The organism is Streptomyces sp. NBC_01390 (genome assembly GCF_045040105.1).
Lineage (GTDB): Bacteria > Actinomycetota > Actinomycetes > Streptomycetales > Streptomycetaceae > Streptomyces.
This window is the reverse complement of the sequence record NZ_CP109551.1, coordinates 7,903,221-7,928,410: the sequence shown is the minus strand read 5'-3', so window position 1 is coordinate 7,928,410 and position 25,190 is coordinate 7,903,221. Positions and strand designations below refer to the sequence as shown.

Annotated in this window: 22 protein-coding genes; 10 read left to right on the top strand and 12 right to left on the bottom strand. The window is 70.2% G+C overall.

Going from position 1 to position 25,190, the window contains the following annotated elements; all coding sequences use genetic code 11:
* Positions 1–256: 256 nt before the first annotated feature.
* Positions 257–925, top strand: a complete 669-nt coding sequence (locus tag OG241_RS35710) for a response regulator transcription factor (protein ID WP_405826605.1) — start codon at positions 257–259, stop codon at positions 923–925.
* A gap of 23 nt (positions 926–948) precedes the next feature.
* The gene (locus OG241_RS35705; RefSeq protein WP_405826603.1) at positions 949–2,523 is read left to right on the top strand and encodes an ATP-binding protein; all 1,575 of its coding nucleotides are present in this window, start codon (positions 949–951) and stop codon (positions 2,521–2,523) included.
* A 169-nt stretch (positions 2,524–2,692) separates the two neighbouring features.
* Here OG241_RS35705 and OG241_RS35700 read toward each other — a convergent pair whose 3' ends face one another.
* The 4 genes from OG241_RS35700 to OG241_RS35685 all read right to left on the bottom strand — a co-directional run bounded on the left by OG241_RS35700 (position 2,693) and on the right by OG241_RS35685 (position 6,355).
* Complete coding sequence (locus tag OG241_RS35700; protein WP_405821319.1) at positions 2,693–4,249, bottom strand: ABC transporter substrate-binding protein; 1,557 nt, start codon at positions 4,247–4,249, stop codon at positions 2,693–2,695.
* 139 nt (positions 4,250–4,388) lie between these two features.
* Positions 4,389–4,619, bottom strand: coding sequence for a hypothetical protein (locus tag OG241_RS35695; protein WP_405821317.1), 231 nt, complete (start codon positions 4,617–4,619; stop codon positions 4,389–4,391).
* Between the two features lie 109 nt (positions 4,620–4,728).
* Positions 4,729–6,036 (bottom strand): metallophosphoesterase, encoded by a 1,308-nt coding sequence (locus tag OG241_RS35690; RefSeq protein WP_405821315.1) that lies wholly within the window; start codon positions 6,034–6,036, stop codon positions 4,729–4,731.
* Between the two features lie 76 nt (positions 6,037–6,112).
* Complete coding sequence (locus tag OG241_RS35685) at positions 6,113–6,355, bottom strand: SCO4848 family membrane protein (protein ID WP_044473570.1); 243 nt, start codon at positions 6,353–6,355, stop codon at positions 6,113–6,115.
* Positions 6,356–6,446: 91 nt separating this feature from the next.
* Between OG241_RS35685 and OG241_RS35680 the strand changes: the two genes are divergently transcribed.
* Positions 6,447–7,766, top strand: coding sequence for a D-alanyl-D-alanine carboxypeptidase family protein (locus OG241_RS35680; RefSeq protein WP_405821312.1), 1,320 nt, complete (start codon positions 6,447–6,449; stop codon positions 7,764–7,766).
* Positions 7,767–7,912: 146 nt separating this feature from the next.
* Here OG241_RS35680 and OG241_RS35675 read toward each other — a convergent pair whose 3' ends face one another.
* The 6 genes from OG241_RS35675 to OG241_RS35650 form a co-directional block, all read right to left on the bottom strand.
* Positions 7,913–8,836 (bottom strand): YihY/virulence factor BrkB family protein, encoded by a 924-nt coding sequence (locus OG241_RS35675; RefSeq protein ID WP_405821310.1) that lies wholly within the window; start codon positions 8,834–8,836, stop codon positions 7,913–7,915.
* A gap of 50 nt (positions 8,837–8,886) precedes the next feature.
* Entirely contained in the window at positions 8,887–9,465 is a 579-nt protein-coding gene (locus OG241_RS35670; RefSeq protein ID WP_405821308.1) for a 2'-5' RNA ligase family protein, read from the bottom strand.
* Positions 9,466–9,677: 212 nt separating this feature from the next.
* A complete protein-coding gene (gene trpS / locus OG241_RS35665) occupies positions 9,678–10,691 on the bottom strand; it encodes a tryptophan--tRNA ligase (protein ID WP_405821304.1) in 1,014 nt (337 codons plus the stop codon).
* A 293-nt stretch (positions 10,692–10,984) separates the two neighbouring features.
* Positions 10,985–12,445 carry a glycine hydroxymethyltransferase gene (locus tag OG241_RS35660; RefSeq protein WP_405821302.1) on the bottom strand — a complete coding sequence of 487 codons (1,461 nt, stop codon included), beginning with the start codon at positions 12,443–12,445 and terminating at the stop codon, positions 10,985–10,987.
* A gap of 228 nt (positions 12,446–12,673) precedes the next feature.
* Complete coding sequence (locus OG241_RS35655; protein ID WP_405821301.1) at positions 12,674–13,873, bottom strand: glutathionylspermidine synthase family protein; 1,200 nt, start codon at positions 13,871–13,873, stop codon at positions 12,674–12,676.
* A gap of 8 nt (positions 13,874–13,881) precedes the next feature.
* Positions 13,882–14,256, bottom strand: a complete 375-nt coding sequence (locus OG241_RS35650) for a hypothetical protein (RefSeq protein WP_405821299.1) — start codon at positions 14,254–14,256, stop codon at positions 13,882–13,884.
* 120 nt (positions 14,257–14,376) lie between these two features.
* Between OG241_RS35650 and OG241_RS35645 the strand changes: the two genes are divergently transcribed.
* A complete protein-coding gene (locus OG241_RS35645; protein WP_405826601.1) occupies positions 14,377–15,210 on the top strand; it encodes a hypothetical protein in 834 nt (277 codons plus the stop codon).
* Positions 15,211–15,333: 123 nt separating this feature from the next.
* Here the strand turns inward: OG241_RS35645 and OG241_RS35640 are convergent, their stop codons facing one another.
* The gene (locus tag OG241_RS35640; RefSeq protein ID WP_405821297.1) at positions 15,334–16,092 is read right to left on the bottom strand and encodes a DUF3050 domain-containing protein; all 759 of its coding nucleotides are present in this window, start codon (positions 16,090–16,092) and stop codon (positions 15,334–15,336) included.
* A gap of 194 nt (positions 16,093–16,286) precedes the next feature.
* Between OG241_RS35640 and OG241_RS35635 the strand changes: the two genes are divergently transcribed.
* From OG241_RS35635 to OG241_RS35610, 6 genes are read left to right on the top strand one after another with little or no spacing between them, the layout of a single operon-like run.
* Positions 16,287–16,934 carry an antibiotic biosynthesis monooxygenase gene (locus OG241_RS35635; RefSeq protein ID WP_405826599.1) on the top strand — a complete coding sequence of 216 codons (648 nt, stop codon included), beginning with the start codon at positions 16,287–16,289 and terminating at the stop codon, positions 16,932–16,934.
* Between the two features lie 34 nt (positions 16,935–16,968).
* The gene (pabB, locus tag OG241_RS35630) at positions 16,969–19,281 is read left to right on the top strand and encodes an aminodeoxychorismate synthase component I (protein WP_405821295.1); all 2,313 of its coding nucleotides are present in this window, start codon (positions 16,969–16,971) and stop codon (positions 19,279–19,281) included.
* Positions 19,278–20,879, top strand: coding sequence for a benzoate-CoA ligase family protein (locus tag OG241_RS35625; protein ID WP_405821293.1), 1,602 nt, complete (start codon positions 19,278–19,280; stop codon positions 20,877–20,879). Before pabB ends, OG241_RS35625 begins: the two co-directional genes overlap by 4 nt.
* A 50-nt stretch (positions 20,880–20,929) precedes the next feature.
* A complete protein-coding gene (locus OG241_RS35620; protein WP_405821291.1) occupies positions 20,930–22,516 on the top strand; it encodes a class I adenylate-forming enzyme family protein in 1,587 nt (528 codons plus the stop codon).
* Complete coding sequence (locus tag OG241_RS35615; protein ID WP_405821289.1) at positions 22,513–23,739, top strand: FAD-dependent monooxygenase; 1,227 nt, start codon at positions 22,513–22,515, stop codon at positions 23,737–23,739. The genes OG241_RS35620 and OG241_RS35615 overlap by 4 nt, the downstream gene beginning before the upstream one ends.
* Before the next feature lie 34 nt (positions 23,740–23,773).
* On the top strand, positions 23,774–24,601 hold the full coding sequence (locus OG241_RS35610) for an aminotransferase class IV (protein WP_405821287.1): 828 nt from the start codon (positions 23,774–23,776) through the stop codon (positions 24,599–24,601).
* Positions 24,602–24,686: 85 nt separating this feature from the next.
* Here OG241_RS35610 and OG241_RS35605 read toward each other — a convergent pair whose 3' ends face one another.
* On the bottom strand, positions 24,687–25,178 hold the full coding sequence (locus tag OG241_RS35605) for a carboxymuconolactone decarboxylase family protein (protein WP_405821285.1): 492 nt from the start codon (positions 25,176–25,178) through the stop codon (positions 24,687–24,689).
* Between the last annotated feature and the right edge of the window lie 12 nt (positions 25,179–25,190).

Here is a 25,190-nt window from a genome sequence, read left to right as displayed (position 1 = left end):
TGCCGCCACGCTCAACACCCCTTGTTCGTCAGGTTGGTTGGTTCGGTCGGTCCCCCAGGTCCTGGGCAACAGGATTGGCGGCCACGCGCGTGCGTGGACACCGGCCCGCCATGACTCTCAAGGAACTCCAAAGCTCGAACCGGGTCCGGCCGCCGGTGGCCCCGCCGATACTGGGGACATGACGGTTCCGGGCGCAGGGACGGACACGGGTGTGGGCACAGGCACAAGTGCGGGCACGGGTACGGGTGTCGGCACCGTGCTGGTGGTGGAGGACGAGCCGAGCATCGCGGACGTGCTCGCCATCGCTCTGCGCTACCACCGCTTCGAGGTGATGGTCGCGGGCACCGTCCGCGAGGCGCTCACGCTCGCCGGGCGCACCCGCCCCGACGTCGCGCTGCTCGACATCATGCTCCCGGACGGCGACGGCCGGGCCCTCGGGCGTGAACTGCGCGAGCGCAGGCCCGAGTTGGCGCTCGTCTTCCTGACCGCGCGGGATGCGCCGGGTGAGATCGTCGGCGCCCTGGGGTTCGGCGACGACTACATCACCAAGCCGTTCAACATCGACGAGGTGGTCGCCCGGATCACCGCCGTCCTGCGCCGGACCCGGTCCGTCGACGTGCTGCCGCAGCGGCCTCTGCTGCGCTACGGCGACCTGGAGCTGGACGAGTCGACGTACAGCGTGCACCGTGCGGGCGGCACGGTCGAGCTGACGCCCACGGAGTACGCGTTGCTGCGGTTCCTGGTGCGCAACGGCGGCCGGATCGTGCCCAAGGAGCAACTCCTGCGGCACGTCTGGCAGTACGAGCACACGCCTCCCGAATCGACCGTCGTCGAGACGTACATCAGCTATCTGCGGCGCAAACTCGACGCGCTCGGGCCGCCGTTGATCACCACCCGGCGCGGTGTCGGATACGGACTCGCGTGAGTGGCCTGGGTCGCGTGAGTCGTATGCGTCTCTTCGGGCTCGGAGTGGGGTGGGGGCAGGGGTTCCGAGCCAGCTGGTGTCGTACCTTCCGGTGCGAGCGCGGGATCCACTCCCTGCGCGTCAAGCTGACGCTCGCCAACGTGGCGCTGCTCGCCCTCGGCATCATCGTGGCGACCGGCGTGAGTGTGATGGGCATGCGGCTCTATCTGCTGGACAGCGTCGACACCCAGCTGATGGGCACCCGGGACTCGATCGGCGGCTCCCGGGTCACGCTGGACCAGATCGACTCGCTGACCGCGTTCGCCGCCCTCACCGACCGGTACCGGCACGCCTCCGACCCCAACTCCCAGGGCCCCGGCTCGCAGGGCTCCGACTCCTCGGGCCCCGCCGCCTCCAACGCCGCCGCCTCGAACGCCGACTCCCTGGTGTCCGACGGCATCTTCGTGGTCCTCGGCGAGAAGGGGCGGGCCATGCCCGTCGCCGGGTTCGAGGCCACCGCCGACCAGCTCGCCCTCGCCGCCGCCGTCTCCGACCCGGCCGCCCTCGCCGGCGACGACGAACCCCACGACATCCGGGTACGGGACGCCCCGTACCGCGTCACGGCCGCCCGCCTCGCCGACGGTACGACCGTGCTCCTGGCCTCCTCGACGGACGCCCTGCACCACGTCCTCGGCAAGGCACTGAAGCTCGATCTCGCCGTCGGGACGCTGCTGCTCGCGCTGCTCGCCGTGCTCACGATGTTCAGCGTGAGCCGCCGGATGGCGCCCCTGGAGGACATGGTCGAGACGTCGACGGCCATCGCCGAGGGCGATCTCACCCGGCGGGTTCCGTCCAGCCGCGATGCCACCCTGGAGGTCGAACAGCTGCGGGTCGCCCTCAACACCATGCTCCACCAGGTCGAGTCGGCGTACCGCACCCGCGAGCGCAGCGCGGCCCAGCTGCGCCGCTTCGTCGCCGACGCCTCGCACGAACTGCGCACCCCGCTGTCCGCGATCCGCGGCTACCTCCAGCTGTACGACAAGGGCATGCTGACCGACCCGGGGGAACGGCGGCGCGCGTGGGACCGGATGAACGGTGAGGCGGACCGGATGGGGCGCCTGGTGGACGAGCTGCTGACGCTGGCCCGCCTCGACCAGCGGCCCGAACTGCGGCTGAGGAACGTCGACTTGAGCCGCCTCGCGCGGGACGCGGCGGAGGATCTGCGGGTCCAGGAGCCCGACCGGCCGATCAGTGTGGACGCCGACGGGGCGATCCTGGTGCGGGCCGACGAGTCGGGGCTCAGACAGGTGCTGGGCAACCTGGTGGGCAACGTCCGCACGCATACGGCCGCCGATGTGCCGGTGCGGCTCGGGGTGGAGCGCGCGGACGGTGTCGTACGGCTGTGTGTCGCGGACCTGGGGCCCGGGCTGGCGCGGGAGGACGCGGCGCGGATGTTCGACCGGTTCTTCCGGGCGGGGGGCGGGGCGGGGAGCGGGCTGGGGCTGGCGATCGTGCAGGGGGTCGTGCTGGCGCACGGCGGGGAGGTGAGTGTGCGGACTTCGCCGGGTGAGGGGCTGGCGGTGACGGTCACCCTGCCCGAGCGGGCGGTTTGTCCGTGAGCGGAGCGCTCCTGGAGGGGTGCTGTGACCAGCGCCCATACCGTCTGGAGACGAGCAGGACGGCGTCCGCGAGCGCCGGGCCGTCGGCGCCGTGCCCCAGTCGGTCAGACGGTCGCGCACCCGGCGTCACCTGGTCCGCGTCCACTCGGTCCGTGTCACCCGGTCCGCGTCAGATCCAGTCGAGGCTCCAGAGGCGGAAGACCCCGGTGCCGTCCGAGAGGTACTGGCCGCCGCTGACGTCCTCGCTGCTGACCGTGTACTCCTTGCGCTGCCACAGCGGGATCATGGGCACGTCCTGGGCGATCAGTTGCTGGAGTGCGCGGAAGTCCTGGGCGGCGCGGTCGCGGTCGGCGTAGCGGCGGCTGTCGAGGATCAGCCGGTCCACCTTCTTGTTGCTGTACTCGTTCTTCATGCTGTTGCCGGTGCCGACCAGCGGGCTGGTGAAGGTGTCCGGGTCGGGGAAGTCGGCGACCCAGCCGACGGCGTAGGCGTCCAACTTCCCTGCCGCGTAACGCTTTTGGTAGTCGGTCCACTCGTAGCCCTTGACGGTGACGTCGAACAGGCCGCCCTTCTCCAGCTGTTGCTTGAGCAGGGCCGCCTCCTCGGCGGCGACGCCGCGCCCCTTGGCGTAGCCGTAGGTGAAGCGGACGGGGAGCTTCACGCCGGCCTCGGTGAGCAGGTCACGGGCCTGGGTGACATTGGGCTCGGGGTAGTCGTCGAAGAACGAGGTGGTGTGGCCGGTGAGGCCTGCCGGGATCAGTGAGTAGAGGGGTTCGGCCGTCCCCTTGTAGACCGTGGCGGCGAGTTCCTCCCGGTTGACCAGCCAGGCCAGGGCGCGGCGGACGAGCGGGTCGTGGAGGGGGGAGTTGGCGCGGAGGTTGAGGACGAGGTTGCGGGTCTCGGCGCTGTCACTCTCGACGACCCGCTGGCCGGGGTCGCTGGGCGAGAGGGCGGCGAGGACGGCGGGCGGCAGCTGACGGGTGGCGACGTCGATCTGCTTGGCCTTCCACGCCTTGTCGAGGGCCGGCGGATTGGCGTAGTACCGCAGGCGGATGGGGCGGCCGGTGGTCTTCAGGGCGCCCTCGTAGCGGTCGTTGGGTTCGAGGAGCGCCTGCTTCTCGTTGGTATACGTCTTCAGGTCGTACGGTCCGGTGCCGTCGACGCCGTTGTCGGTGCGCAGGCCGTTCTTGGGGTAGCGCTCGTGGTCGACGATCGCACCGGCTCCGGTGGCCACCTCGAACGGGAAGGTGGCGTCAGGTGAGTTGAGGTGGAAGGTGACCGTCAGGCCCTTGGCGTCGACCGAGGCGAGCGTGCCGAGCAGTGACGCGGGGCCGACGTCGGAGTTGATGCGCTTGACGCGATCGAAGGAGAACTTCACGTCCTCGGCGGTCATCTTGCGGCCGCTCGGGAAGACGAGGTCGTCGCGCAGGACGCAGACGTAAGTGCGCAGGTCGGAGCCGTCGAAGTCACAGCTCTTCGCCGCGTCCTCGACGGGGTCCGTGCCGTCGGCACGGTAGGTCAGCAGGGTCTGGAAGACGTTGCTGAACAGGGCCCAGGAGCCGGCGTCGTAGGCGCCGGCCGGGTCGAGGGAGGTCACGGCGTCGGTGGTGCCGACGGTGATCGTCCTACCGTGGTCGGATCCTTTCGGCATCAGCTGCCAGCCGATAGCGCCCGCTGCCGTCACAATGAGCAGCGCCGCGAGAATCCGCATGCGTACCGAGCGCATCGGTGTGCCTCCCCAGGCCCCCTGCCTCAGGTGACTCCCCCTGTGGCGGTGATCACCTAAGCACAGGTGTTTGGTGTGGGGGAAGGGACTTCTGGGCAGATGGGGAAGTCCTTACCGACGTCTTGTTGGCCGACCGGACTCAGAACTCGCCCAGCGCTGCGCGCACATGGCGCTCGAGGGTGCCCGCAATCGCCCAACTCGCCCCGCCGTCAAGGCGTTTCCAGCTGGTGGTGGGCCGGCAGGTGATGACAGCGGTGGCGCTGCCCTCGGTGACGTCGAGGTCGATGGACACCTGGATGTGCGGCCCGTACGGCGTCCTGCAGATCAGGGAGACTTTTCCGTGCTCGAGTTCCAGCACCTCGGCGACCACCGGGGTCTGCGCCTTCTTGATGGTGTGGCAACCATGAAGCTTTACCGATCCGTGATCCTCACTCGTTGTGATCAGAGGTTGGGATCAGGGTTGCGATCAGGGGTTGCGATCAGGCCTGCCTGGATGCCAGTTCCACCACGGTGATGTCCGACGGCGCCCCCACGCGCGTGGGCGGGCCCCAGGCGCCGGCGCCCCGGGAGACGTACAACTGTGTGTCGCCGTACCGTTCCAGACCCGCGAGGGTGGGGTTGGCGAGGTCGGCGACGAAGTTGCCGGGCCACAGCTGGCCGCCGTGGGTGTGGCCGGAGAGCTGCAGGTCGACACCGTGCTCGACGGCGTCATGGATCTGCACCGGCTGGTGGGCCAGCAGCACGCTCGCCCGTGAGGTGTCCCGGTCGCCGAGCGCCTTGGTGAAGTCGGGGCCCTGGCCCTCGCTCTCCCCGGCGATGTCGTTGACTCCGGCGAGGTCGAAGGCGGGCAGTTCGACGCGGGCGTTCTCCAGCGGGCGCAGACCGATCCGCCGTACCTCCTCGACCCACTGCTGCGCGCCGGAGAAGTACTCGTGGTTCCCGGTCACGAAGAACGCCCCGTGCCGCGCCCGGAGTTGGGCGAGGGGGGCGGCGGCCGGGCCGAGGTCCTTGACGCTGCCGTCGACCAGGTCACCGACGACGGCGATCAGATCGGGCTGGGTCGAGTTGATCGTGTCGACGACCTTCTGCGCGAAGCCCCGGCCGAGGACCGGCCCGAGGTGGATGTCGCTGACGACGGCGATCCTGAACCCGTGGGCGCCGCGCGGGAGTTTGGCCAGCGGCACGGTGACGCGCTTCACGCGGGGGCCGCGCAGTACGCCGTACGTGCCGTAGCCGACGGTCCCGGCGGCCACGGCGGCGGCCGAACCGGCGACCACCCGGGAGACGAAGAGACGCCGGGAGGGCGCGGCGAGGAGACGGGGAGAGGAGCCCGGGGTGTCGGGGGTGTCCTGACCTTCGGGGGTGCCCGTGGCCCCCTTGGCGGCTTCCGGGCTCTCGGGTGCCCCCGCCGGTACGGATTCCGTCTTCCGGAGCTGCAGGGGCGGTACGAGAGCCCGGTCCGGCCCGCGCCGCTCGAGGAAGCGTCGCAGCAGTGGCCGTACGGCCTCGCCCGCGATCAGGGCCAGCCCCAGATAGATGAACAGGGCGAGCCACAGGAAGCCCGGCCAGGCCAGGGTGCGCTGGAGCCAGAAGGGCGCGCCGCCCCGCTCGGCGGCCAGGGCCGCGATCATCATGACGGGCAGCGCGACGAACACCACCGTGCCGGCCCGGCGGGCGAGACCGGGGCCCGCTGTCGTGTCGCGCACCAGACGGCGCCAGACGTACCAGTGCAGGCCGACAAGAGCGGCGAGCGCCGCGAGCCCGGCGAGCAGAAAGACGATGACCATGCGGGGGTGTCTCCCGTTGTTGCGGGTGGGTCTCGCGTCGTTGCGGGCGGGTCTCCCGTTATTCGGGGGTCGCGCGTTATGAGGTCTGGCGCAAAGCGCGCAGTCCGCGCAACCCGATGCCCCCGACGACCGTCCCCAATACGAAGGAGACGACCGCGAGCACCAGATGCACCCAGAAGTACGCGGTCGGGGTGCCCGCGTCGTCGAACGCGAGTCCGCTGCCGTCCTTGACCAGATTCTTGATGAAAGTGACCCAGATGACCCAGCTCCACACCCCGAAGGCGAGCAGGAACCAGGAGACGGGGCGGCTGAGCTTCATAAGGCCAGTATCGCCGCCGTCCTCCGGGTCCTTCGGCCGGGGTGGGCAGGGCGGTACGACTTCCCGGGCCAGTACATGTACGTTCTCGATCGTGCCCGCCTCGAAAAAGACCGCCAAGCACTCCTTGCTGGTCACCTCCGCCACCCTGTTGTCCGCCGCGCTGATCGCGCCCGTACCGGCGTTCGCGGCTCCCAAGCCGAAGCCGAGTGCCACGCCGTCGGTGACTCCCCCGGCGAAGATGTCGAGCGTGGGCGGTGAGCGGCTCGGCCTGGCCGGGACGCAGGTGAACCTCTCCGACGGGGTGCCGGTGATCCCCAAGGACATCACCGCCCGCTCGTGGATCGTCTCGGACGCCGAGTCCGGCGATGTGCTCGCCTCCCACAACGCGCACTGGCGGCTGCCCCCGGCCAGCACGCTGAAGATGCTGTTCGCCGACACCGTGCTGCCCAAGTTCCCGAGGACGATGAAGCACAAGGTCGCGGTCACGGACTTGGCGGACGTCGGCGCCGGTTCCAGCATGGTCGGCATAAAGGAGAAGGAGACGTACACGGTCCACGACCTGTGGCTCGGTGTCTTCCTGCGCTCCGGCAACGACGCGGTGCACGTGCTGTCCCACATGAACGGTGGCGTCGCGGCCACGGTCAAGGAGATGAACGAGCACGCCGAGGAGCTCCAGGCCCTCGACACGAACGTGGTCAGCCCGGACGGCTACGACGAGAAGGGGCAGGTGTCGTCGGCGTACGACCTGACGCTGTTCGCGCGCTCGGGGCTGCAGAAGAAGGACTTCCGCGAGTACTGCTCGACCGTTTCGGCCAAGTTCCCGGGCGAGACGAAGAAGAACAAGCAGGGCAAGTTGGTTCGCGGGTCCTTCGAGATCCAGAACACCAACCGGCTGCTCGCCGGTGACTCGGACATCTCCGTGTACCAGGGCATCGCGGGGGTGAAGAACGGCAACACCACCAACGCGGGCGCGACCTTCACGGGGGTCGCCGAGCGGGGCGGCAAGGTGCTGCTGGTCACGGTCATGAACCCGGAGAAGACCGAGCACAACGAGGTCTACAAGGAGACCGCCAAGCTGCTCGACTGGGGCTTCCGGGCCGCCGGGAAGGTGCAGCCGGTGGGCGAGCTGGTCGCGCCCAAGGGTGCGACGGGGGCGAGCGCCAAGCCGGGTTCGACCGAGCCCGCGGGCTCCGACTCCGGCTCGGACTCCGGAGAGGCCGGGGGCGGCTCCGGCACGGACGACTCCTCCGCGTCACCGGTCGCGAAGGCGTCCTCCGCGTCCGGGGCCGACGGACGCGGGATGGGCGTCGCGCTCGGGATCGCCGGGGGTGTGCTGGTGCTGTTGGCGGGCGCCGCGTTCCTGGTCAACCGGCGCTGGCCCCTGCCGGAGCTGGTGCGGCGTCGGCGGTGAGGTGGTGGCGGGGGTGGGGTTTCTTCGCCCCCGCCGCCCCTACCCGTCCCATCCCGTTCCTGGGGGCTGCGCCCCCAGACCCCCCATCGGCCCTGAAGGGGCCTTGTCCTCAAGCGCCGGACGGGCTGGAAATGCGGGCCTCGTTCTCAAGTGCCGGACGGGCTGGAGGTGCGGGCCGGGGCTGGAGATGCGGGTGGGGCCTCGTCCTCAGACGCCGGACGGGCTGAAGAGCCCGTCGCCGTCCAGGACGCGCAGAACAGGATCAGCTTTGACGTGAAGTTGATCCACAGCAACAGGGCCACGGGGACGCCGAACGCGCCGTACATGCTCTTCGCCGCCACGCCCTGCATATAGCCGCTCAGCAGCAGCTTCAGCAGCTCGAACCCCGCCGCGCCCATCAGCGCGGCGACGACCAGCCGGCGCCGGGTCGGCTCGACGCCGGGCAGCAGGGTGAGGACGTACAGGAGCAGCAGGAAGTCGGCGAGTACGGCGACGGCGAACGCGGCGAGGCGCAGCAGGACCGCGCCCCAGCCGGCCTCGTCGATGCCGAGTCCCCGTGCCACCCAGCCGACCGCGGCCGAGGCGACGGTGGACGCGGCGATCGTGACGAGGACGGCCCCGCCGAGCCCGACCAGCACACCGGTGTCCTTGACCTTGCGCAGGACGGGGTTCCCCTCGTCCTCGGGCACCTCCCACACCGCCCGCAGACACTCCCGCATCGAGCCGACCCAGCCGATGCCGGTGAGCAGCAGCACGGCGCCGGCGATCACGCCGATCGTCCCGGCGTTCTGGACGAGACCGTTGATGTCCAGCTGCTCGGAGATGCCGGGCACCTGTTCGGAGATCTTGTCCTGCAGTTCGTTCTGGCGGCTGGTGCTGAGCGTGGCGGCGGCGATCGCGGCGGCCACGGTGAGCAGCGGGAACAGTGCGATGAAGCTGATGAAGGTCATCGCGGCGGCGAGACGCGACCACTTCACCCGGTCGAGGCGCTCGTACGACCGCCATATGTGGGTGGCGGTCAGGCGGACGACGATCGGTCCGACGCCGGGGAGCTTCTTCAGCCAGTCCATGGTGAAACTTGTACCCTGCGGGCGCCGGATCCTCGTGGTTCTACCTGGTTCTACCTGGTGGGAAGCGGGCCGCGCTCCACATGGGCTGCCTGCGGCGGCACGAGCGACCCGCCGAAGGTGAACTCGCGCAGCTTGCGCCACACCGCGTCGGACCCCTGCTCGTAGAGCGCGAAGCCGGTGCAGGGCCAGGCGGCCTCGTAGTCGGCGAGTTCCGCGTAGGCACGGTCCATCGCCTCCTCGGCGATGCTGTGCGCGACCGTCACATGCGGGTGGTACGGGAACTGCAGTTCGCGCGCCACGGGCCCGGAGGCGTCCCTGACCTGCTTCTGCAGCCAGGTGCAGGCCTCCGCGCCCTCGACGATCCGGACGAACACGACGGGCGACACGGGCCGGAAGGTGCCGGTCCCGGAGAGCCGCAGCGGGAACGGCCGGCCCGCGGCGGCCACCTCCACGAGGTGTGCCTTGATGGCGGGCAGCGCCTCGGAGTCGACTTCCGTGGGCGGCAACAGGGTGACATGGGTGGGGATACCGTGAGCAGCGGCGTCGCCGAAGCCCGCGCGCCGCTCCTGGAGCTGGCTGCCGTGGGGCTCCGGGACCGCGATCGACACACCGATCGTTACGGTCCCCACGTCGTCTCCTGTTCGTCGTCTCGGTATTGCTCGTGCTCTGTCGCCGTATGGGCTGTTGCTCATATCGGCTGTTGCTCGTACCGGTCGGCTATCGACTGTACGGCCATGGCGTGTCTGCGGGCAGGCGCAACCGTAGTGATGTGCAGCGCTCTTGTGCCGCTTCTGCCGCTTCGTGCGCCGTGCGGTGGTACAGGTACCCAGGCGACTGCGGATCAGTGCTTCGCGGGCAGGAAGCCGACTTTTCCGTAGGCCTGGGCAAGGGTCTCCGCGGCGACGGCCCGTGCCTTCTCCGCGCCCTTGGCGAGGATCGAGTCGAGCGTCTCCGGGTCGTCCAGATACTGCTGGGTGCGCTCCCGGAACGGCGTCACGAAGTCGACCACGACGTCGGCGAGGTCCACCTTGAGCGCACCGTAGCCCTTGCCGTCGTATTTCCGCTCAAGTTCGGCGATGTCCGTGCCGGTGAGGGTGGAGTAGATGCCGAGCAGGTTGCTGATGCCGGGCTTCTCCTCGCGGTCGAAGCGGATCACCGTGTCCGTGTCCGTGACCGCGCTCTTCACCTTCTTGGCGGTGGTCTTCGGGTCGTCGAGGAGGTTGATGAGGCCCTTGGGCGTGGACGCCGACTTGCTCATCTTGATCGACGGGTCCTGGAGGTCGTAGATCTTCGCCGTCTCCTTCAGGATGTACGGCTTCGGGATCGTGAAGGTCTCGCCGAACCGGCCGTTGAAGCGCTCGGCGAGGTCACGGGTCAGCTCGATGTGCTGGCGCTGGTCCTCGCCGACCGGCACCTCGTGCGCCTGGTAGAGCAGGATGTCGGCGACCTGGAGGATCGGGTACGTGAACAGCCCGACGCTCGCCCGGTCGGCACCCTGCTTGGCGGACTTGTCCTTGAACTGGGTCATCCGGGACGCCTCGCCGAAGCCGGTGAGGCAGTTCATGATCCAGGCGAGCTGGGCGTGCTCGGGGACGTGGCTCTGGACGAACAGCGTGCAGTGGTCCGGGTCGAGCCCTGCGGCGAGGAGCTGGGCGGCGGCCAGGCGGGTGTTGGCCGTGAGCTCCTTCGGGTCCTGCGGGAGCGTGATCGCGTGCAGGTCGACGACCATGTAGAACGCGTCGTGGGACTCCTGCAGGGCCACCCACTGGCGCACGGCGCCGAGGTAGTTGCCGAGGTGGAACGAGCCTGCGGTGGGCTGGATTCCGGAGAGCACGCGGGGACGGTCAGAGGCCATGTTGCCCATTGTCTCAGAGGGTGGGGTGAGATTTGCCCCGGAGGTGAGGGGTGGCTCGGAGCGTGGGGGACTGCGGGCCGGTGGGGGCTGGTCGCGCCGTTCCCCGCGCCCCTCAAAGGCCCCAGCCGCGGTCGGGGGGTTTTCGGCACGCGGGGGGCCGCGGGCCCGTGGGGGCCGGTCGCGCCGTTCCCCGCGCCCCTTAAAAGCCCCAGCCGCAGTCGGGTGGCTTCGGTACGCGGGGGACTGCAGGCCCGTCGAGGGTGGTCGCGGCGTTCCCCGCGGCCTTGAGGGCCTCAGCCCAGGTCGATCTCTGGGTACAGGGGGAAGCCCGCCACCAGGTCGGTCGCGCGGCGGGAGATCTCGTCGGAGATCTTCGCGTCCAGGACGTGGGACGCCTTCGAGGGGGCGCCCGACTTCGTCGTGCCCGGCTCGGCGGCGGTGAGGACGCGGTCGATCAGGGCGGCCACCTCGTCCATCTCCGCCGTGCCCAGGCCCCGCGTGGTGAGGGCGGGGGTGCCGATGCGGATGCCCGAGGTGTACCAGGCGCCGTTCGGGTCGGCCGGGATGGCATTGCGGTTGGTGACGATGCCCGAGTCGAGGAGCGCGGTCTCGGCCTGGCGGCCGGTGAGGCCGTAGGAGGAGGCGACGTCGATCAGGTTGAGGTGGTTGTCGGTGCCGCCGGTGACGAGGGTGGCGCCCCGGCTCATCAGGCCCTCGGCGAGCGCGCGGGCGTTGTCGACGATGCGCTGGGCGTAGTCCTGGAAAGCGGGCTGCCTGGCCTCGGCGAGGGCGACGGCCTTGGCGGCCATGACGTGCGGAAGGGGGCCGCCGAGGACCATCGGGCAGCCGCGGTCGACCTGGTCCTTGAGGGAGTCGTCGCACAGGACCATGCCGCCGCGCGGGCCGCGCAGGGACTTGTGTGTGGTGGTCGTCACGATCTGGGCGTGCGGGACCGGGTCGAAGTCGCCGGTGAGGACCTTGCCCGCGACCAGACCCGCGAAGTGGGCCATGTCGACCATGAGGGTCGCGCCGACCTCGTCGGCGATCTCGCGCATGATCCGGAAGTTCACCAGGCGGGGGTACGCGGAGTAGCCCGCGACGATGATCAGCGGCTTGAAGTCGCGGGCCGACGTGCGCAGCGCCTCGTAGTCGATGAGGCCGGTCGCCGGGTCGGTGCCGTACGACCGCTGGTCGAACATCTTGCCGGAGATGTTGGGGCGGAAGCCGTGGGTGAGGTGGCCGCCGGCGTCGAGGGACATGCCTAGCATGCGCTGGTTGCCGAAGGCCTGGCGCAGCTCGGCCCAGTCGGCGTCGGAGAGGTCGTTCACCTGGCGGGCGCCGGTCTTCTCCAGGAACGGGACCTCGACGCGGTCGGCGAGGACCGACCAGAAGGCGACGAGGTTGGCGTCGATGCCGGAGTGCGGCTGGACGTAGGCGTGCCGGGCGCCGAAGAGCTCGCGGGCGTGCTCGGCGGCGAGGGACTCGACGGTGTCGACGTTGCGACAGCCGGCGTAGAAGCGGCGGCCGATCGTGCCCTCGGCGTACTTGTCGCTGAACCAGTTGCCCATGGCCAGGAGGGTGGCCGGGGAGGCGTAGTTCTCGGAGGCGATCAGCTTGAGCATCTCGCGCTGGTCGGCGACTTCCTGGCCGATGGCGTCGGCGACACGCGGCTCGACGGCGCGGATCACGTCGAGGGCGCTGCGGAAGGCGGTGGACTCGGTGGAGAGCGGCTTGGCTGAGGGTTCGGCTGACATGGGGACCTCCGGACGTGGCGTTCGGCATTCACGGCTCGGCCCAGGCGCACGGCACTCACTCACGGACCCCGGCAACGGGTTGCGACGGTCCTGGGGCCGCTTCCCGATGGTCGGTCCCATCCCAGCGCGCCAGTCACGGCCCGCCGGTCAGCCTACCGGGCAGGCCGGAGGCCCGAGCCGCGCTGTCCACCATGCGAGCGACGTCACCCACCTGGGCGTCTGCGGGCGTCAGAGGATGACGTGGGGCAGGAAGCGGGCGTACCCGTCCGTGATCAGGCCGGCCGACTCGCGGATGCCGAGGCCCGCCGACTCGTCCTCGACGACCCAGGCGCCGAGGACGACGTGGTTGCCGTCGAAGGCGGGCAGGGGCGCCAACTCCTGATAGCAGCACGGGTTTTCGTCGTCGTGTACGGCGGGGGCGGGGCTGGTGGTGTTCGGCTCGTGGACCGTCACGCCGGCGCCCTCGCGGCCCAGCAGTGGCTTGGCGACGTAGCCGGTGGTGTGCGCCAGTTCCCGGGGGCCGTCCAGGTAGGCGGGGAGGAGGTTGGGGTGGCCCGGGTGGAGTTCCCAGAGGACGGCGAGGAGGGCCTTGTTGCTGAGGAGCATCTTCCAGGCCGGTTCGATCCACAGGGTGCTGCCGGTGCCGCCGCCGTTGTCCAGGGTGTCGAGGACATGGTCCGCGAACTCGTCGGTGGTGAGCCACTCCCAGGGGTACAACTTGAAGCAGCTGCGGATGAACCGGAGTTGGTTGTCGACGAAGCGGCCCGAGAGCGGGTCCCAGCCGATCTCCTCCATGGAGATCCAGTCGGTGTCCAACCCCGCCTGCTCCGCGGTCTCCTTCAGATACGCGACGGTCATCAGGTCCTCCCCGATCTCGTCGGCGGCGGAGTGCGCGAAGTGCAGGGGGCTGCCGGGCGGGAGGAGGGCGGCCTGCTTCTGCCAGGCGGCGACCAGGCGTTCGTGGAGGGAGTTCCACTGGTCGGCGCCGGGGAAACGGTCCTCCATCCAGAACCACTGGGGTGAGGCTGCCTCGACGAGGGAGGTGGGCGTGTCGGCGTTGTACTCGATGAGCTTCGCGGGGCCCGTGCCGTCGTAGCGGAGGTCGAACCGGCCGTAGACGGACGGGAGTTCGGCGCGGCGGTGCCAGGCCTCGGCGACCGCTGCCGCGATGCGCGGGTCGGTGATGCCGAGGTCGGCGAAACGGTTCGTGGTGACGATGTGGTCGGCCGCGGCGAGACACATGCCGTGGAGTTCCTCGACGGTCTCCTCCAGCGCCTCCACCTCCGGGAGCGAGAAGACGTAGTACCCGCTCTCGTCCCAGTAGGGGCGCAGTGTGTCGTCGGGGTGCCGGGTGAGCGGGTAGACGAGCCCCTGTGCCTCGACGGTCCGCTGCCAGCCGGGGCGGGGCTCGATCGTGTGGCGCCGCATGCCGGGGCTCAGCCGCCCGAGCCGCTGTCGCCGCCGCCGAAGCCGCCCCGGTGGACGCCGGTGCGACTGCTGTCGTCGTCACCGCTGCTCCCGGAACCGCCGCCGCTCTTACCGGACTTGGTGAACGAGCCGCCCTTCACCCAGCCGGACTTCTTCTTGCCGCCGTAGTAGTGGGCGCCGTTGACGGCTGTGACGGTCTTGCAGTTCTTCTCGGCGACGACCTTGTAACCCTTGGCGGCGCGGTAGCTGTCACGGTCGACGCAGCGCTTGTCGGGGTCGTCGGAGGAGCAGGCGGTGAGGGCGGCGGCGAGCAGGCCCATGCCGCCCAGGACGACGGTTCCCGAGCGGAGCTGTCTGCGCGTTTTTCTGCTTGTGTCAGCCATGTCTTGTCTCCCCGTTGGCGTTTTGTGCAGCTTAGGGATCGCCCGGGGACAGTGCTCGGCTGACCCCCTGTTCCTTCCGCCCGTGCCCCTCCCGCCTAGAGTCGCTTTGTGCTCTTTGGAATGGTGTGCGCGCTCAGCGCGGCGGTCTGCTTCGGTACGGCGACGGTGTTGCAGGCGGTGGCCGCGCGGGCGGCGGTCGGAACCGACCCGACGGGGAGCGGCAGGCCGGGTGACGACGCGGCGTTGTTGTTGCGGGCGTTGCGGCAGTGGCGGTACATCGCCGGGCTGGCCCTGGACGGGCTCGGCTTCCTCTTCCAGATCGCCGCGCTGCGGTCCCTTCCGATCTACGCGGTCGGCGCGGCGTTGGCCGCGAGTCTCGCTGTCACCGCGGTGGTGGCCGCCCGGCTGCTGCGGGTGCGGCTGAGCGGGATGGAGTGGGCCTCGGTGGGGGTGGTGTGCGCCGGGCTGGGGATGCTGGGGCTGGCGTCGGGCACGGAGGGGGACCGTGCGGGAACGGACACGCTGCGGTACGCGATGCTCGCGACCGGGGTGGGCGTGCTGGTTCTGGGGCTGCTGGGCGGGCGGTTGCCGGAGCGGGGGCGGGGGCTGCTGCTCGGGTTGGGGGCGGGGTTCGGGTTCGGGGTGGTCGAGGTGTCGGTGCGGCTCATCGATGACGTGTCGGTGGGGGCGCTGGTGACGAACGCGGCGGTGTACGCGCTGGTGGTGGGGGGTGGGGCGGCGTTTCTGGCGCTGACGTCGGCGTTGCAGCGGGGGGCTGTGACCGTGCCGACGGCGGGGATGGTGATCGGGGAGACGATCGGGCCCGCGCTGATCGGGGTGGTGTGGTTGGGGGATCGTACGCGGGAGGGGTTGGAGTGGCTGGCGGTCGCGGGGTTCGGGGTCGCCGTGGTGGGGGCGTTGGCGTTGGCCAGGTTCGGTGAGGCGCCGGAATAGGTGTCTCGCCCCCGCCGCCCCTACCCGTCCCATCCTGTCCCTGGGGGCTCCGCCCCCAGACCCCCCTGTCGGCCCTGAAGGGGCCTCGCCCTCAAACGCCGGACGGGCTGAAAGGGGACCCGCTCACCCCATCGCCTCCATCACCCCGTCCCACAACCGCACCCTCGCCTCCAGCGCGTCTGTCGCCGTCTCCGCCGCCTCTGCCCAGTGCTTGTCACTGGTCCCGCACAGGTCTGCGACCATCTGCATCGCCATGGGCGTGTGCTCCTCGCCGTCGACCTCGATGTGGCGGGAGAGGTAGTCGCGGAACAGGGGGAAGCTGTCGGTGCCCTCCTCCCTGATGACCTGGTCGAACATGTCCGGGATCAGGTCCTCGCGGGAGAAGGCGAAGGCCGCGGCCCGGCAGTGCAGCGGACGGTCCTTGATGATCTCGAACGTGGCACGGACGAACTCGGCTGCGGGAGCGGGGACTTGGGCGACCCGTAGCGCCGAGTCCACGTCGTGCCCCTCCCCCGCCAGGGCGATGAACGTGTCGATACGGGACGTGTTCGCCGTCGCCTCGCTCATGCCGGCCCGGTAGAGCTCGAAGTGGCTGGTGAAGCCGCCGTTCAGCTCGTCGCTCTCCTCCACGAGCACGATGTCGTTGATGAGGCGCCGGCTCACCTCCGACCCGCGCGGCACCCAGGGGACGTCGACACAGGTCAGCTCCCGCTGCAGCGACTTGAGCAGGGACATGAAGTCCCACACCGCGAATACGTGGTGTTCCATGAACGTCGCCAGGTGTTCCCTGGTGTTTATCCGCTGGTAAATCGGGTGGGCGGTCACTTCTTTTCGCACCGGTTCGATCACGGACCGGGCCCGCTCGATTCCTTCGTGGGTCATATCCCAGTCGTACCTGGACATGAAATCTCCCTCGCGTCGGTCGAATGGCGATCGTGCAGCTTTCCCACTCTCCGGGGCAAGCCCTTTCTTGAATTCCGGAAAAGTTACCCCGGGTATCACTGAAAGAACCCCGAAAGCCGCCCTAAAGCCTGATAAAAACCAACCTTCCGGACATCCCGGCGGAGGTTTTGAAAATCTTCATTGAATATTTGAGCGCGGCCGCTTCCCGCTGCGTATACGACGGGGTGACCAGGAATCCCGTCACCGTCACGGTGGCGTATCAAGTGATCCCGGGCCGCGAGACCGAGTTCCACTCCTGGGGGTGGGCCCTGCTGCGTGCGACCGCTCGCGAGCCGGGTTTCCTTGGGGGTGGTGTGCTTGTCGACGGAGAGGCGGAATGGCATGTGGTCTACCGCTTCGACAGTGAGAGTACGGGCCTGGCCTGGGAGAACTCCGTCGCCTGGGCACAGTGGGCGGCCAAGGCACAGGGCCTCGCCCGGGAGACCGGACGCCGGAGCATTCAGGGCTCCAGGACATGGTTCGAGTCCCAGACGGACTCGCCGGCCGCCGCCCCGGCGCCGCCACCGCCACGACCTCCGGACAAGTGGAAACTCTGGCTCGTGAATTTGAGCGCAGTTTTTCCGCCTATCCTCGCATTCAACCTGGTCGCTCTCCCCTACCTCGGCGGAATCAATGCGATCATTCGCACACTATTACTGTGTCTGGCTGTGACGGCACTCGTCACTTATATCCTCATGCCACGTCTTCAGCGCTTCTTCAAGAAATGGCTGTATCCACCGCTCCAGGCGCTCCGTGGACGGCACAAACGGAAGACCGCATGACCGGCGGCATGAACGATGCAAGGGAGGTGGGCGGGTGAAGACCCTGCTCATCGACAATTATGACTCGTACACGTACAACCTGTTCCAGCTGATCGCGGAGGTCAACGGCGAAGAGCCGACGGTGATCCGCAACGACACGCTGACCAGCAGAGTCGACAGTCTGCTGGAATTCGACAAGTTCGAGAACGTGGTCGTCTCCCCGGGCCCCGGGCACCCCGCCACCCCCCGCGACTTCGGGATCAGCGCACGTGTACTGGCCGAGTCCCGGATACCCGTACTGGGCGTCTGCCTGGGCCATCAGGGGATCGCGCTCGGCGAGCGCGGCGGGATCGACCCCGCCCCCGAGCCCCGACACGGGCATCTCTCGACGATCCGGCACGACGAGCGGGACCTCTTCAAGGGCCTGCCGCAGAACTTCACCGCCGTGCGCTACCACTCCCTCGCCGTGCGCGAGCCGCTGCCCGACACCCTTGAGGCCACCGCCTGGGCCGAGGACGGCGTGCTGATGGGGCTGCGGCACCGCACGCGCCCCCTGTGGGGAGTGCAGTTCCACCCGGAGTCGGTCCTCACCGAGTACGGCCGCCGCATGCTCATGAACTTCCGCAACCTCACGGCGGAACGCGCCCGCAAGCTCCGGGCCAAGAACACCGCCGTCACCCGCAGAGCGGCGGCGATGCCCGAGCCCTCCTCCCCGGCGCTCGTCCCCCGGACCACCCGCATTCCCGCCCAGCGCCGCTCCCCGCAACAGCGTCCCACCCACCGTCTCCACACCCGCCGGATCGCCACCGCCGTGGACACGGAGGCCGCGTTCGGCCGGATGTACGCCGGCTCGTCGCGCGCCTTCTGGCTGGACAGTTCACAGGTCGAGAAGGGGCGGTCACGGTTCTCGTTCTTCGGGGACGGGTCGGGCCCGCTCGCCGAGTTCGTGCGCTACGACGTCACGAGCGGCGTCTGTGAGATCGAGCGGCCCGGACGGCCGACGCGCAAGGTCCGGGCGAGCGTCTTCGACTACCTGAAGCGGCAGTTGACGAACCGTCATGTCGATTCCACCGGCCTGCCGTTCGACTTCACCGGCGGCTACGTCGGCTACTTCGGGTACGAGACGAAGGCCGACTGCGGAGCTTCGCCCAACGTCCACCGGGCCCAAACCCCCGACGCCTGCTGGCTGTTCGCCGACCGGCTGATCGCGGTGGACCACCAGGAGGGCTACACGTACGCGGTCTGCGTCGCCGAGGACACTCCGCAGGCCACGCTGGAGGCCGCCGACTGGCTCGACAGCGCCCTGGCCCAGCTCTCCTTCGTGTCCGGTCAGCAGCCGTCGGCACCCGTACCGGCCACCGAGCCGGACCCCGCCGCCGCCGAACCGTGGCTGGTGCGCGACCGGGCCACCTATCTCGCCGACATCGAGGCCTGCCGAAGGGAGTTGACGGCCGGCACGAGTTACGAGGTCTGTCTCACCAACGCGGCCCGGATGCCGGCCCCTCGGGACGCGTACGACTACTACCGGGTCCTGCGCAGGGTCAACCCTGCTCCGTACTCGGCCTTCCTGCGGTTCGGGGACCTCGATGTGGCCGGCTCCTCCCCCGAGCGGTTCCTGCGGATCACCCGGGACGGCATGGCCGAGGCCAGACCCATCAAGGGCACCGCCCCGCGCGGCCAGGACCCGGCGGAGGACGACCGCCTCCGCGACTCGCTCGCCGCCGACGACAAGACGCGCGCCGAGAACCTGATGATCGTCGACCTGCTCCGCAACGACCTGGGCCAGGTCTGCCGCACCGGCACGGTCCGCGTCTCCAGGCTCATGGTCGCCGAGACGTACGCCACCGTGCACCAGCTCGTCTCCTACGTCGAGGGGCGGCTGCGCGAGGGCACCGGCGCGGTCGACGCGGTCCGCGCCTGCTTCCCCGGCGGCTCCATGACCGGCGCGCCCAAGCTCCGCACGATGGAGATCATCGACTCGCTGGAAACCGAGGCCCGTGGCGTGTACTCGGGGGCCCTCGGCTACCTGGGATGCAGCGGCGGCGCCGATCTCAGCATCGTCATCCGGACCGCCGTGATCGCCGACGGCGAGATGCAGCTGGGCGCGGGCGGCGCGATCGTCCTCGGTTCGGACCCGGTCGCGGAGTACGACGAGATGCTGCTGAAGACGGCCGCACAGATGCGGGCCTACGAGGAGTTCGAGAAGTACCAGCAGCGGCACCAGGACGACCGGGAGCACGAGACGTACCCGGAGCGCTTGGAGCACTCGGAGGGCTCCAAGGGCTCGGAGTACCCGACGTACCGGAAGTACCCGGTGTACGAGCGGTCCTCGTCGCTGCCGGCCGCCGCCGAGGAGGCCGCCCGATGACGATCCACCCGTCCGCCACCGCTCCTCCCGCGCCCGCGCCCCGGTCCGCGTCCTTCCCCGCCGATGCCGACGCCCCCGGCAACCTCGCCGCCCATCTCGTCGCCCTCGCCGAACGGCGAGGCTGGAGCGACCGGCCCGCCTTCCACCAGAGCCGGCAGGGCCACCGGTCCTGGACGCACGGGGAGGTGCACGACCTGGCCGCCCGTACGGCGACGGTGCTGGCCCGGCACGGGGTGGGCGCCGGCGACCGGGTGGTCCTCGCGCTGCCCGACGGCATCACCTGGGTGACCGCCTTCCTCGCCGTCGCGCGGCTCGGTGCCGTGGCCGTCCTGGTCAACCCCGAACTCCCGCCCGCCGACCACGCGTTCATGACCGAGGACACCGAGGCCGTGCTGTGCGTGACCGGGCCCTGGATGGAGGAGGGCGAGGGCGAGAAGCGGCGCTTCGCGGGCCGGCCCCTCCTCGGTGCCGACCAGCTCGCCGCCCTCGCCCCCACCGCCGAACCGGCCACCGCAGCACACCCGGTGGACGCGCACACTCCCCTGTACGTGCAGTACACGTCCGGAACCACCGGACGGCCCAAGGGAGTTGTGCACTGTCACGGCGACCCGAAGACCTACCACGACCTCATCGGACGCCGTCTGCTGCGGATCACCCAGGACGACGTCACCCTCTCCGTCTCCAAGCTGTACTTCGCCTACGGCTTCGGCAACGCCTTCGTCTTCCCGCTCTTCTCCGGCTCCTCGGCCGTCCTGGTCGACCGGCGTCCGGCCCCGGCCGCCGTCGACGAACTCGTCGCCCGGCACCGGGTGACGCTGCTCTACTCCGTGCCGTCCGCCTACGCGGCCCTGGTCGCCGACCGGGGCAACGGCCACCAGGCCTGCTTCGCCTCCGTACGGGCCGCCGTCTCGGCCGGTGAGGGGCTCCCGGACGGGCTCGGGCAGCAGATCGGCGAGCTGCTCGGCGCGCCGGTGCTGGAGCAGATCGGCTCGACGGAGGCCGGACACGCCTTCTGCGCCAACAGCCTCGACCACAACCACCCCGGTACGGTCGGCCGCCCCGTCCCCGGTTTCGAGGTCGAGCTGCGCGACCGTGCCGGGGTTCCGTTATCCGAGGCCGAGGTGAATGACGGGGTCGAGGGTGAACTCTGGGTACGGGGACCCACGTTGACGAGCGGGTACCTCAACCAGCCCGAGGAGAACGCCCGTTCACTGGTCGGCGGCTGGCTGGCGACCCGGGACCGGGCGGTACGTGAACCGGACGGCAGCTACCGGCATCTGGGCCGCGCCGACGACATGGAGATGGTCGGCGGCATCACGGTCTCACCGCTGGAGGTGGAGGCCGTACTGCGCACCCATCCGGCGGTGCGGGAGATCGCCGTCGCCGCTCTCACCGACGAGCGGGGCTTCAGCAGACTGCGTGCCTTCGTCGTCCCCGTCGGACCGGCCCGGGCAGGTCTGGAGACGGAACTCATCGAGCTCGCCCGCGAACGTCTCGCCGCCTTCAAAGTCCCCCGGAGCGTCAGCTTCGTCCCGTCGCTGCCCCGCACCTCGACGGGAAAGCTCCGCCGCCATCTGGTCCGCCAGGGCGCCTGGTGACCCCCGCAGGCCCCCGCCGTACAACACGTACCTCAGAAGGGAACGGGCGCATGCCACAGCCGCAGCCCCTGCTCGCCGACCGCGGTTTCTATCTGGGCCCGGTCTTCCGGCGCGCCGCCGACCGCCACGGAGCCGTCTTCGTCACCCTGGACCGGCCGCTCGACGTCAGCCCCGACCTCGGAGTCGATCTCAGCTACACCCAACTGGCCGATCTGGTCGAGGAGTTGTCGGCACGGCTGTGGGCGGCCGGGGTGCGGCCCTCGGAGGAGGTGGTCGTCCACAAGACGGACAACGTCGACATCGTGCTGCTGACCTGTGCCGTCTCCCGGATCGGCGCGGTTCCCGTGCTGCTCTCCCCCGGCCTCGCCGGACCGGTCGTCGGCCAGCTGCTGGCCCGGCTGCACCGCCCCTGGCTGCTCACCGACAGCGCCAAACTCACCGGCCCGCTGAGCGAGTTGGACCTCTCCCCCCTCGTACGCCGAACCCTTGCCGTGAACGCCGACGCGGGCGCCGACGCGCCCGGAGCCGAGCCGCTGGCGATGTACGCCGGTGCCGAGCCCGCCGCCCCGGTCCGCCTCCACCCCCGCGAACCCGCCCTGATCACCCACAGTTCGGGCACCACCGGCATCCCCAAACTCGCCGTGCACTGCGCGAACACCATGTGGAACCGGCTCGTACCGCAGCAGGCGATGGGCTGGCCCACGCGCGGGGAGACGGCCGCGCTGCACATGTCGTTCGTGCACTCGCGCTTCTACCATCTCCTCGGCGTACTCCTGCACTTCGGCAGCCCGCTGCTCCTCATCACCGACCCGACGCCGGCCTCCGTGGGCCCGCTGCTGGCCCGCCACCGCCCGGGCATCGTGGAGACCCACCCCAACACCTTCGTCCTGTGGGAGGAGTTGGCGGACGCCCCGGGTCAACCGCTGTCGCGCGTAAGGTCGTACGGCTCGACGTTCGACGCGATCCACCCGCGGACCGTACGGCGGCTGCTGGGCGCCTCGAAGCGCCGTAGCGCCTGGCTGATCCAGCTGTACGGGCAGAGCGAGACCGGGCCCGTCGCCTTCCAGTGGTTCACCCGGCGCAGTGTCGCCAAGGCGGACGGCCGCCGGGTCGGGATCGGGATACCCGGCTTCACCCGCGTCCGGGTCACGGACGACGACGGCCGGCCCGCCGCGCCCGGCAAGCCGGGTCGCATCGAGGCCCGTACGCGCGGACGCATCCTCACCTACCTCGGAGCGCGCGAGCAGTACCAGCGCCAGCTCGGCGGCGACGGGTGGTGGCAGATGGGCGACATGGGGTACCGGAGCAGGCTCGGCGCGCTGTACCTCATCGACCGCGAGGTCGACCAGATCGACTCCGTGCACAGCAACCTGGAGGTCGAGGACACGCTGATGGACCGGCTGGAGGAGCTGCGCGAGGTCGTCATCGTGCCGGGCGCCGACCGTGAGCCGGTGCCCGTGGTCTGCGTGCGGGACGAGGTGCCGTTGGACCCGGACCGCTGGCGTCAGGCCACCGCCGATCTGCCGACGATGGCCGAGCCCCGGCAGTGGCGGTTCGAGGAGCTGCCGATGACGGCGACGTGGAAGGTGAAGCGGCTGGAGATCACCCGCATGCTGGCCGAGGGCGCACGCGCATGAACCCCCCGGAACAGGCGGCCGACCGGATCCTGGTCGTCGGCGCGGGTCCCGTCGGTCTCTCCGCCGCCCTCGGTCTGCGCGCCCACGGGCTGCCCGTCGTCGTCCTGGAGGCGGACCCCGAGGGCCGTCAACGCCCGGGCAGTCGCGCCCTGTTCGTGCACCGCGAGACCCTGCGCCTGCTGGACGGGATGCGCCCGGGCCTGGCCGCCGAGTTCGCGTCGTACGGGCGTACGTGGCACACCCGGCGCACGCTGTACCGGGGCCGCGAGGTCTACTCCCGCACCTTCCCGGAGCAGCCGAAGGCGTCCACGAACACCCCGCCCTTCACCAGCCTGCGCCAGGTGGACACCGAGCGCTTCCTGCGCGCCGCCTGCCGGGCCGCGGGGGTGGAGTTCGCGTGGGGCGTACGGGTGACGGGCGTCGACTCCTCGCCGACCGGGGTCACCCTCACCGACTCCGACGGCGGCGTCTGGCACGGCACCCATGTCGTGGCGGCCGACGGCGCCCGTTCCGCCGTACGGGCGGAGCTGGGGATCACCATGGAGGGGACGCGCTCGGAGGGGTTCCACGTGGTCGTGGACGTCGCCGACATCCCCGGCGCCGAACTCCCCCTGGAGCGGGTCTTCCACTACGAACACCCGGGCGTGGGCGGCCGAAGCGTGATGCGCGTGCCGTTCACCGGCGGCTTCCAGGTCGACCTCCAGTGCCGCGACGACGACCCGCAGGAGTCGTACGGCACGGAGGAGGCCGTACGGAACTGGCTGCCGGAGGTGCTGGAGGCGCCCGGGTACGGGAACCAGATCCTGTGGGTGTCGACGTACCGCTTCCTGCGCAAGGTCGCGGACGCCTTCACCGACCGGCACCGGCGGGTGCTGCTCGTCGGGGAGGCGGCGCATCTGTTCCCGCCGTTCGGGGCACGCGGGATGAACAGCGGCATCGCGGACGCGGCGGCAGCGGCGGAGGCCATCGCGGCGGTGTCCAGGACGGGGCTGGTGGGAGCGGTCGCCGAGTTCGCCGAAGTACGGCATGCGGCGGCCGTGTTCAACAGCGCCGCCGCCGGCAACGCGCTGGACCACCTGCGTCCACGGCGCCGGATCGAACGGGCCAAGCAGCGCGCGGCGGCGGCCCTCGCCCCGATGCTGCCGTGGTGCGGATCGTGGCTGGAGCACGCACCGTACGGACCCCGTAACGGGGCACCGGCGGTGGCGGGCCGCAAGTACTGACCAAGGTGTACCGAGGTATCAGGAAGAGCACTTGATGACGCGAACAGCAACACAGGCAGCGGCCACGCCAGGGCTGTTGACGTGGACGCCACGCCGGGGCCTGACCGGCCCGGACTCGCACGGTTCCGTGCCGACGATCGGTGAGCGACTGGCGGTCGCCGACTCGTGGCTGCTGCGCGACGGCCGGGTACGGGGCCTTGCCCGGCACCGGGAGCGTTTCCTGCGGGCGTGCGGTGACTCCGGCGGCCCCTCCCTGCGCCAACTGGTCGATTTCTGGCGGGACATGACGGCCGCACTGCCACGCACCGGGGAGTGGTTCCCCCGCGTCGAACTTGGCGCCGAATCACGGGAGTTGAGACTCCTACTCCGTCCCGCACCGCCACTCGGCACGGGCGTACGGGTCTGGGCCGCAGGCCAGTTGGACCCGCGTACCGTCCCCCGCCGCAAGGGGCCCGACCTGGACATCCTGGGCCGGGTCCGGCAGCGGGCGGCCACGGAGGGTGCGGACGAGGCGGTACTGATCGCCCCCTCGGGCGTGGTCCTGGAGGGCGCCACCTCCAGCCTCCTGTGGTGGGAGGACGACACCCTGTGTCTGCCCTCGCCGCAACTCCCCGTCCTGGCCGGAGTCACCGTCGCCCTCATCCAGGAACGCGCCCAGCGCACGGGCATCCGCGTCGCCCACCGCGAACGCACCCTCGCCGACCTGGACGACCGCGAGGTGTGGCTGGTGAACGCGCTGCACGGAATCCGCCCGGTGACGGAATGGACGGGCGGAACGGAACCGCCTATGCGGGCGGGGCGTGCGACACGGGCAACGGAATGGCGGCAATGGCTGGAGGACCTGACCCAACCCCTGGAGTAAACAGGAAAAAAGGTAGGGCAGAAAAAGGTAGGGCAGGACGATTTCAAATCGCCCTGCCCTGTATTCCCATTCCCATTCCCCGAATTCAGCTGCTCTTCTGGACCGCCTGATAACCCCCGGGAGCCATTCGCGTCGCGATGGCGATCCGGTTGTACGCGTTGATGACCGTGGCCGCCCAGATCAGCGCCGCGACCTGCGCCTCGTCGAAGACATCGGCGGCCTCTGCGTACACGCCATCGGGCACATGCCCGTCGTGCACCAGGGTCACGGCCTCGGTCAACGCCAGTGCGGCGCGCTCCCGTTCTGTGAAGAAGGGGGTCTCCCGCCAGGCGTTCAGGGCGTAGATCCGCTGCTCGGTCTCGCCCTGGGCGCGGGCGTCCTTGGTGTGCATGTCGAGGCAGAACGCACAGCCGTTGAGCTGGGAGGCGCGAATCCGGATCAGTTCCAGGATTTCGGGTTCGACCTTGGCGTCCTGAGCGGCGGAAACGGCCGCTCCGTGCAGTGCGCCCATCGAGGCGGAGACCTCGGGAGTGATTTTCTTGAGGGCGACTCGGGATATGGGTTCAATGGTGGTCATGGGATTACTGTA

Bases quoted from the DNA above. Each gene is read 5' to 3' on its own strand.
- OG241_RS35705 (WP_405826603.1), top strand. From the start codon at position 949: ATGCGTCTCTTCGGGCTCGGAGTGGGGTGGGGGCAGGGGTTCCGAGCC.
- OG241_RS35700 (WP_405821319.1), bottom strand. From the start codon at position 4,249: ATGCGCTCGGTACGCATGCGGATTCTCGCGGCGCTGCTCATTGTGACG.
- OG241_RS35690 (WP_405821315.1), bottom strand. From the start codon at position 6,036: ATGGTCATCGTCTTTCTGCTCGCCGGGCTCGCGGCGCTCGCCGCTCTT.
- OG241_RS35685 (WP_044473570.1), bottom strand. From the start codon at position 6,355: ATGAAGCTCAGCCGCCCCGTCTCCTGGTTCCTGCTCGCCTTCGGGGTG.
- OG241_RS35675 (WP_405821310.1), bottom strand. From the start codon at position 8,836: ATGGACTGGCTGAAGAAGCTCCCCGGCGTCGGACCGATCGTCGTCCGC.
- trpS (WP_405821304.1), bottom strand. From the start codon at position 10,691: ATGGCCTCTGACCGTCCCCGCGTGCTCTCCGGAATCCAGCCCACCGCA.
- OG241_RS35660 (WP_405821302.1), bottom strand. From the start codon at position 12,445: ATGTCAGCCGAACCCTCAGCCAAGCCGCTCTCCACCGAGTCCACCGCC.
- OG241_RS35655 (WP_405821301.1), bottom strand. From the start codon at position 13,873: ATGCGGCGCCACACGATCGAGCCCCGCCCCGGCTGGCAGCGGACCGTC.
- OG241_RS35650 (WP_405821299.1), bottom strand. From the start codon at position 14,256: ATGGCTGACACAAGCAGAAAAACGCGCAGACAGCTCCGCTCGGGAACC.
- OG241_RS35645 (WP_405826601.1), top strand. From the start codon at position 14,377: ATGGTGTGCGCGCTCAGCGCGGCGGTCTGCTTCGGTACGGCGACGGTG.
- OG241_RS35640 (WP_405821297.1), bottom strand. From the start codon at position 16,092: ATGACCCACGAAGGAATCGAGCGGGCCCGGTCCGTGATCGAACCGGTG.
- OG241_RS35625 (WP_405821293.1), top strand. From the start codon at position 19,278: ATGACGATCCACCCGTCCGCCACCGCTCCTCCCGCGCCCGCGCCCCGG.
- OG241_RS35620 (WP_405821291.1), top strand. From the start codon at position 20,930: ATGCCACAGCCGCAGCCCCTGCTCGCCGACCGCGGTTTCTATCTGGGC.
- OG241_RS35615 (WP_405821289.1), top strand. From the start codon at position 22,513: ATGAACCCCCCGGAACAGGCGGCCGACCGGATCCTGGTCGTCGGCGCG.
- OG241_RS35610 (WP_405821287.1), top strand. From the start codon at position 23,774: ATGACGCGAACAGCAACACAGGCAGCGGCCACGCCAGGGCTGTTGACG.
- OG241_RS35605 (WP_405821285.1), bottom strand. From the start codon at position 25,178: ATGACCACCATTGAACCCATATCCCGAGTCGCCCTCAAGAAAATCACT.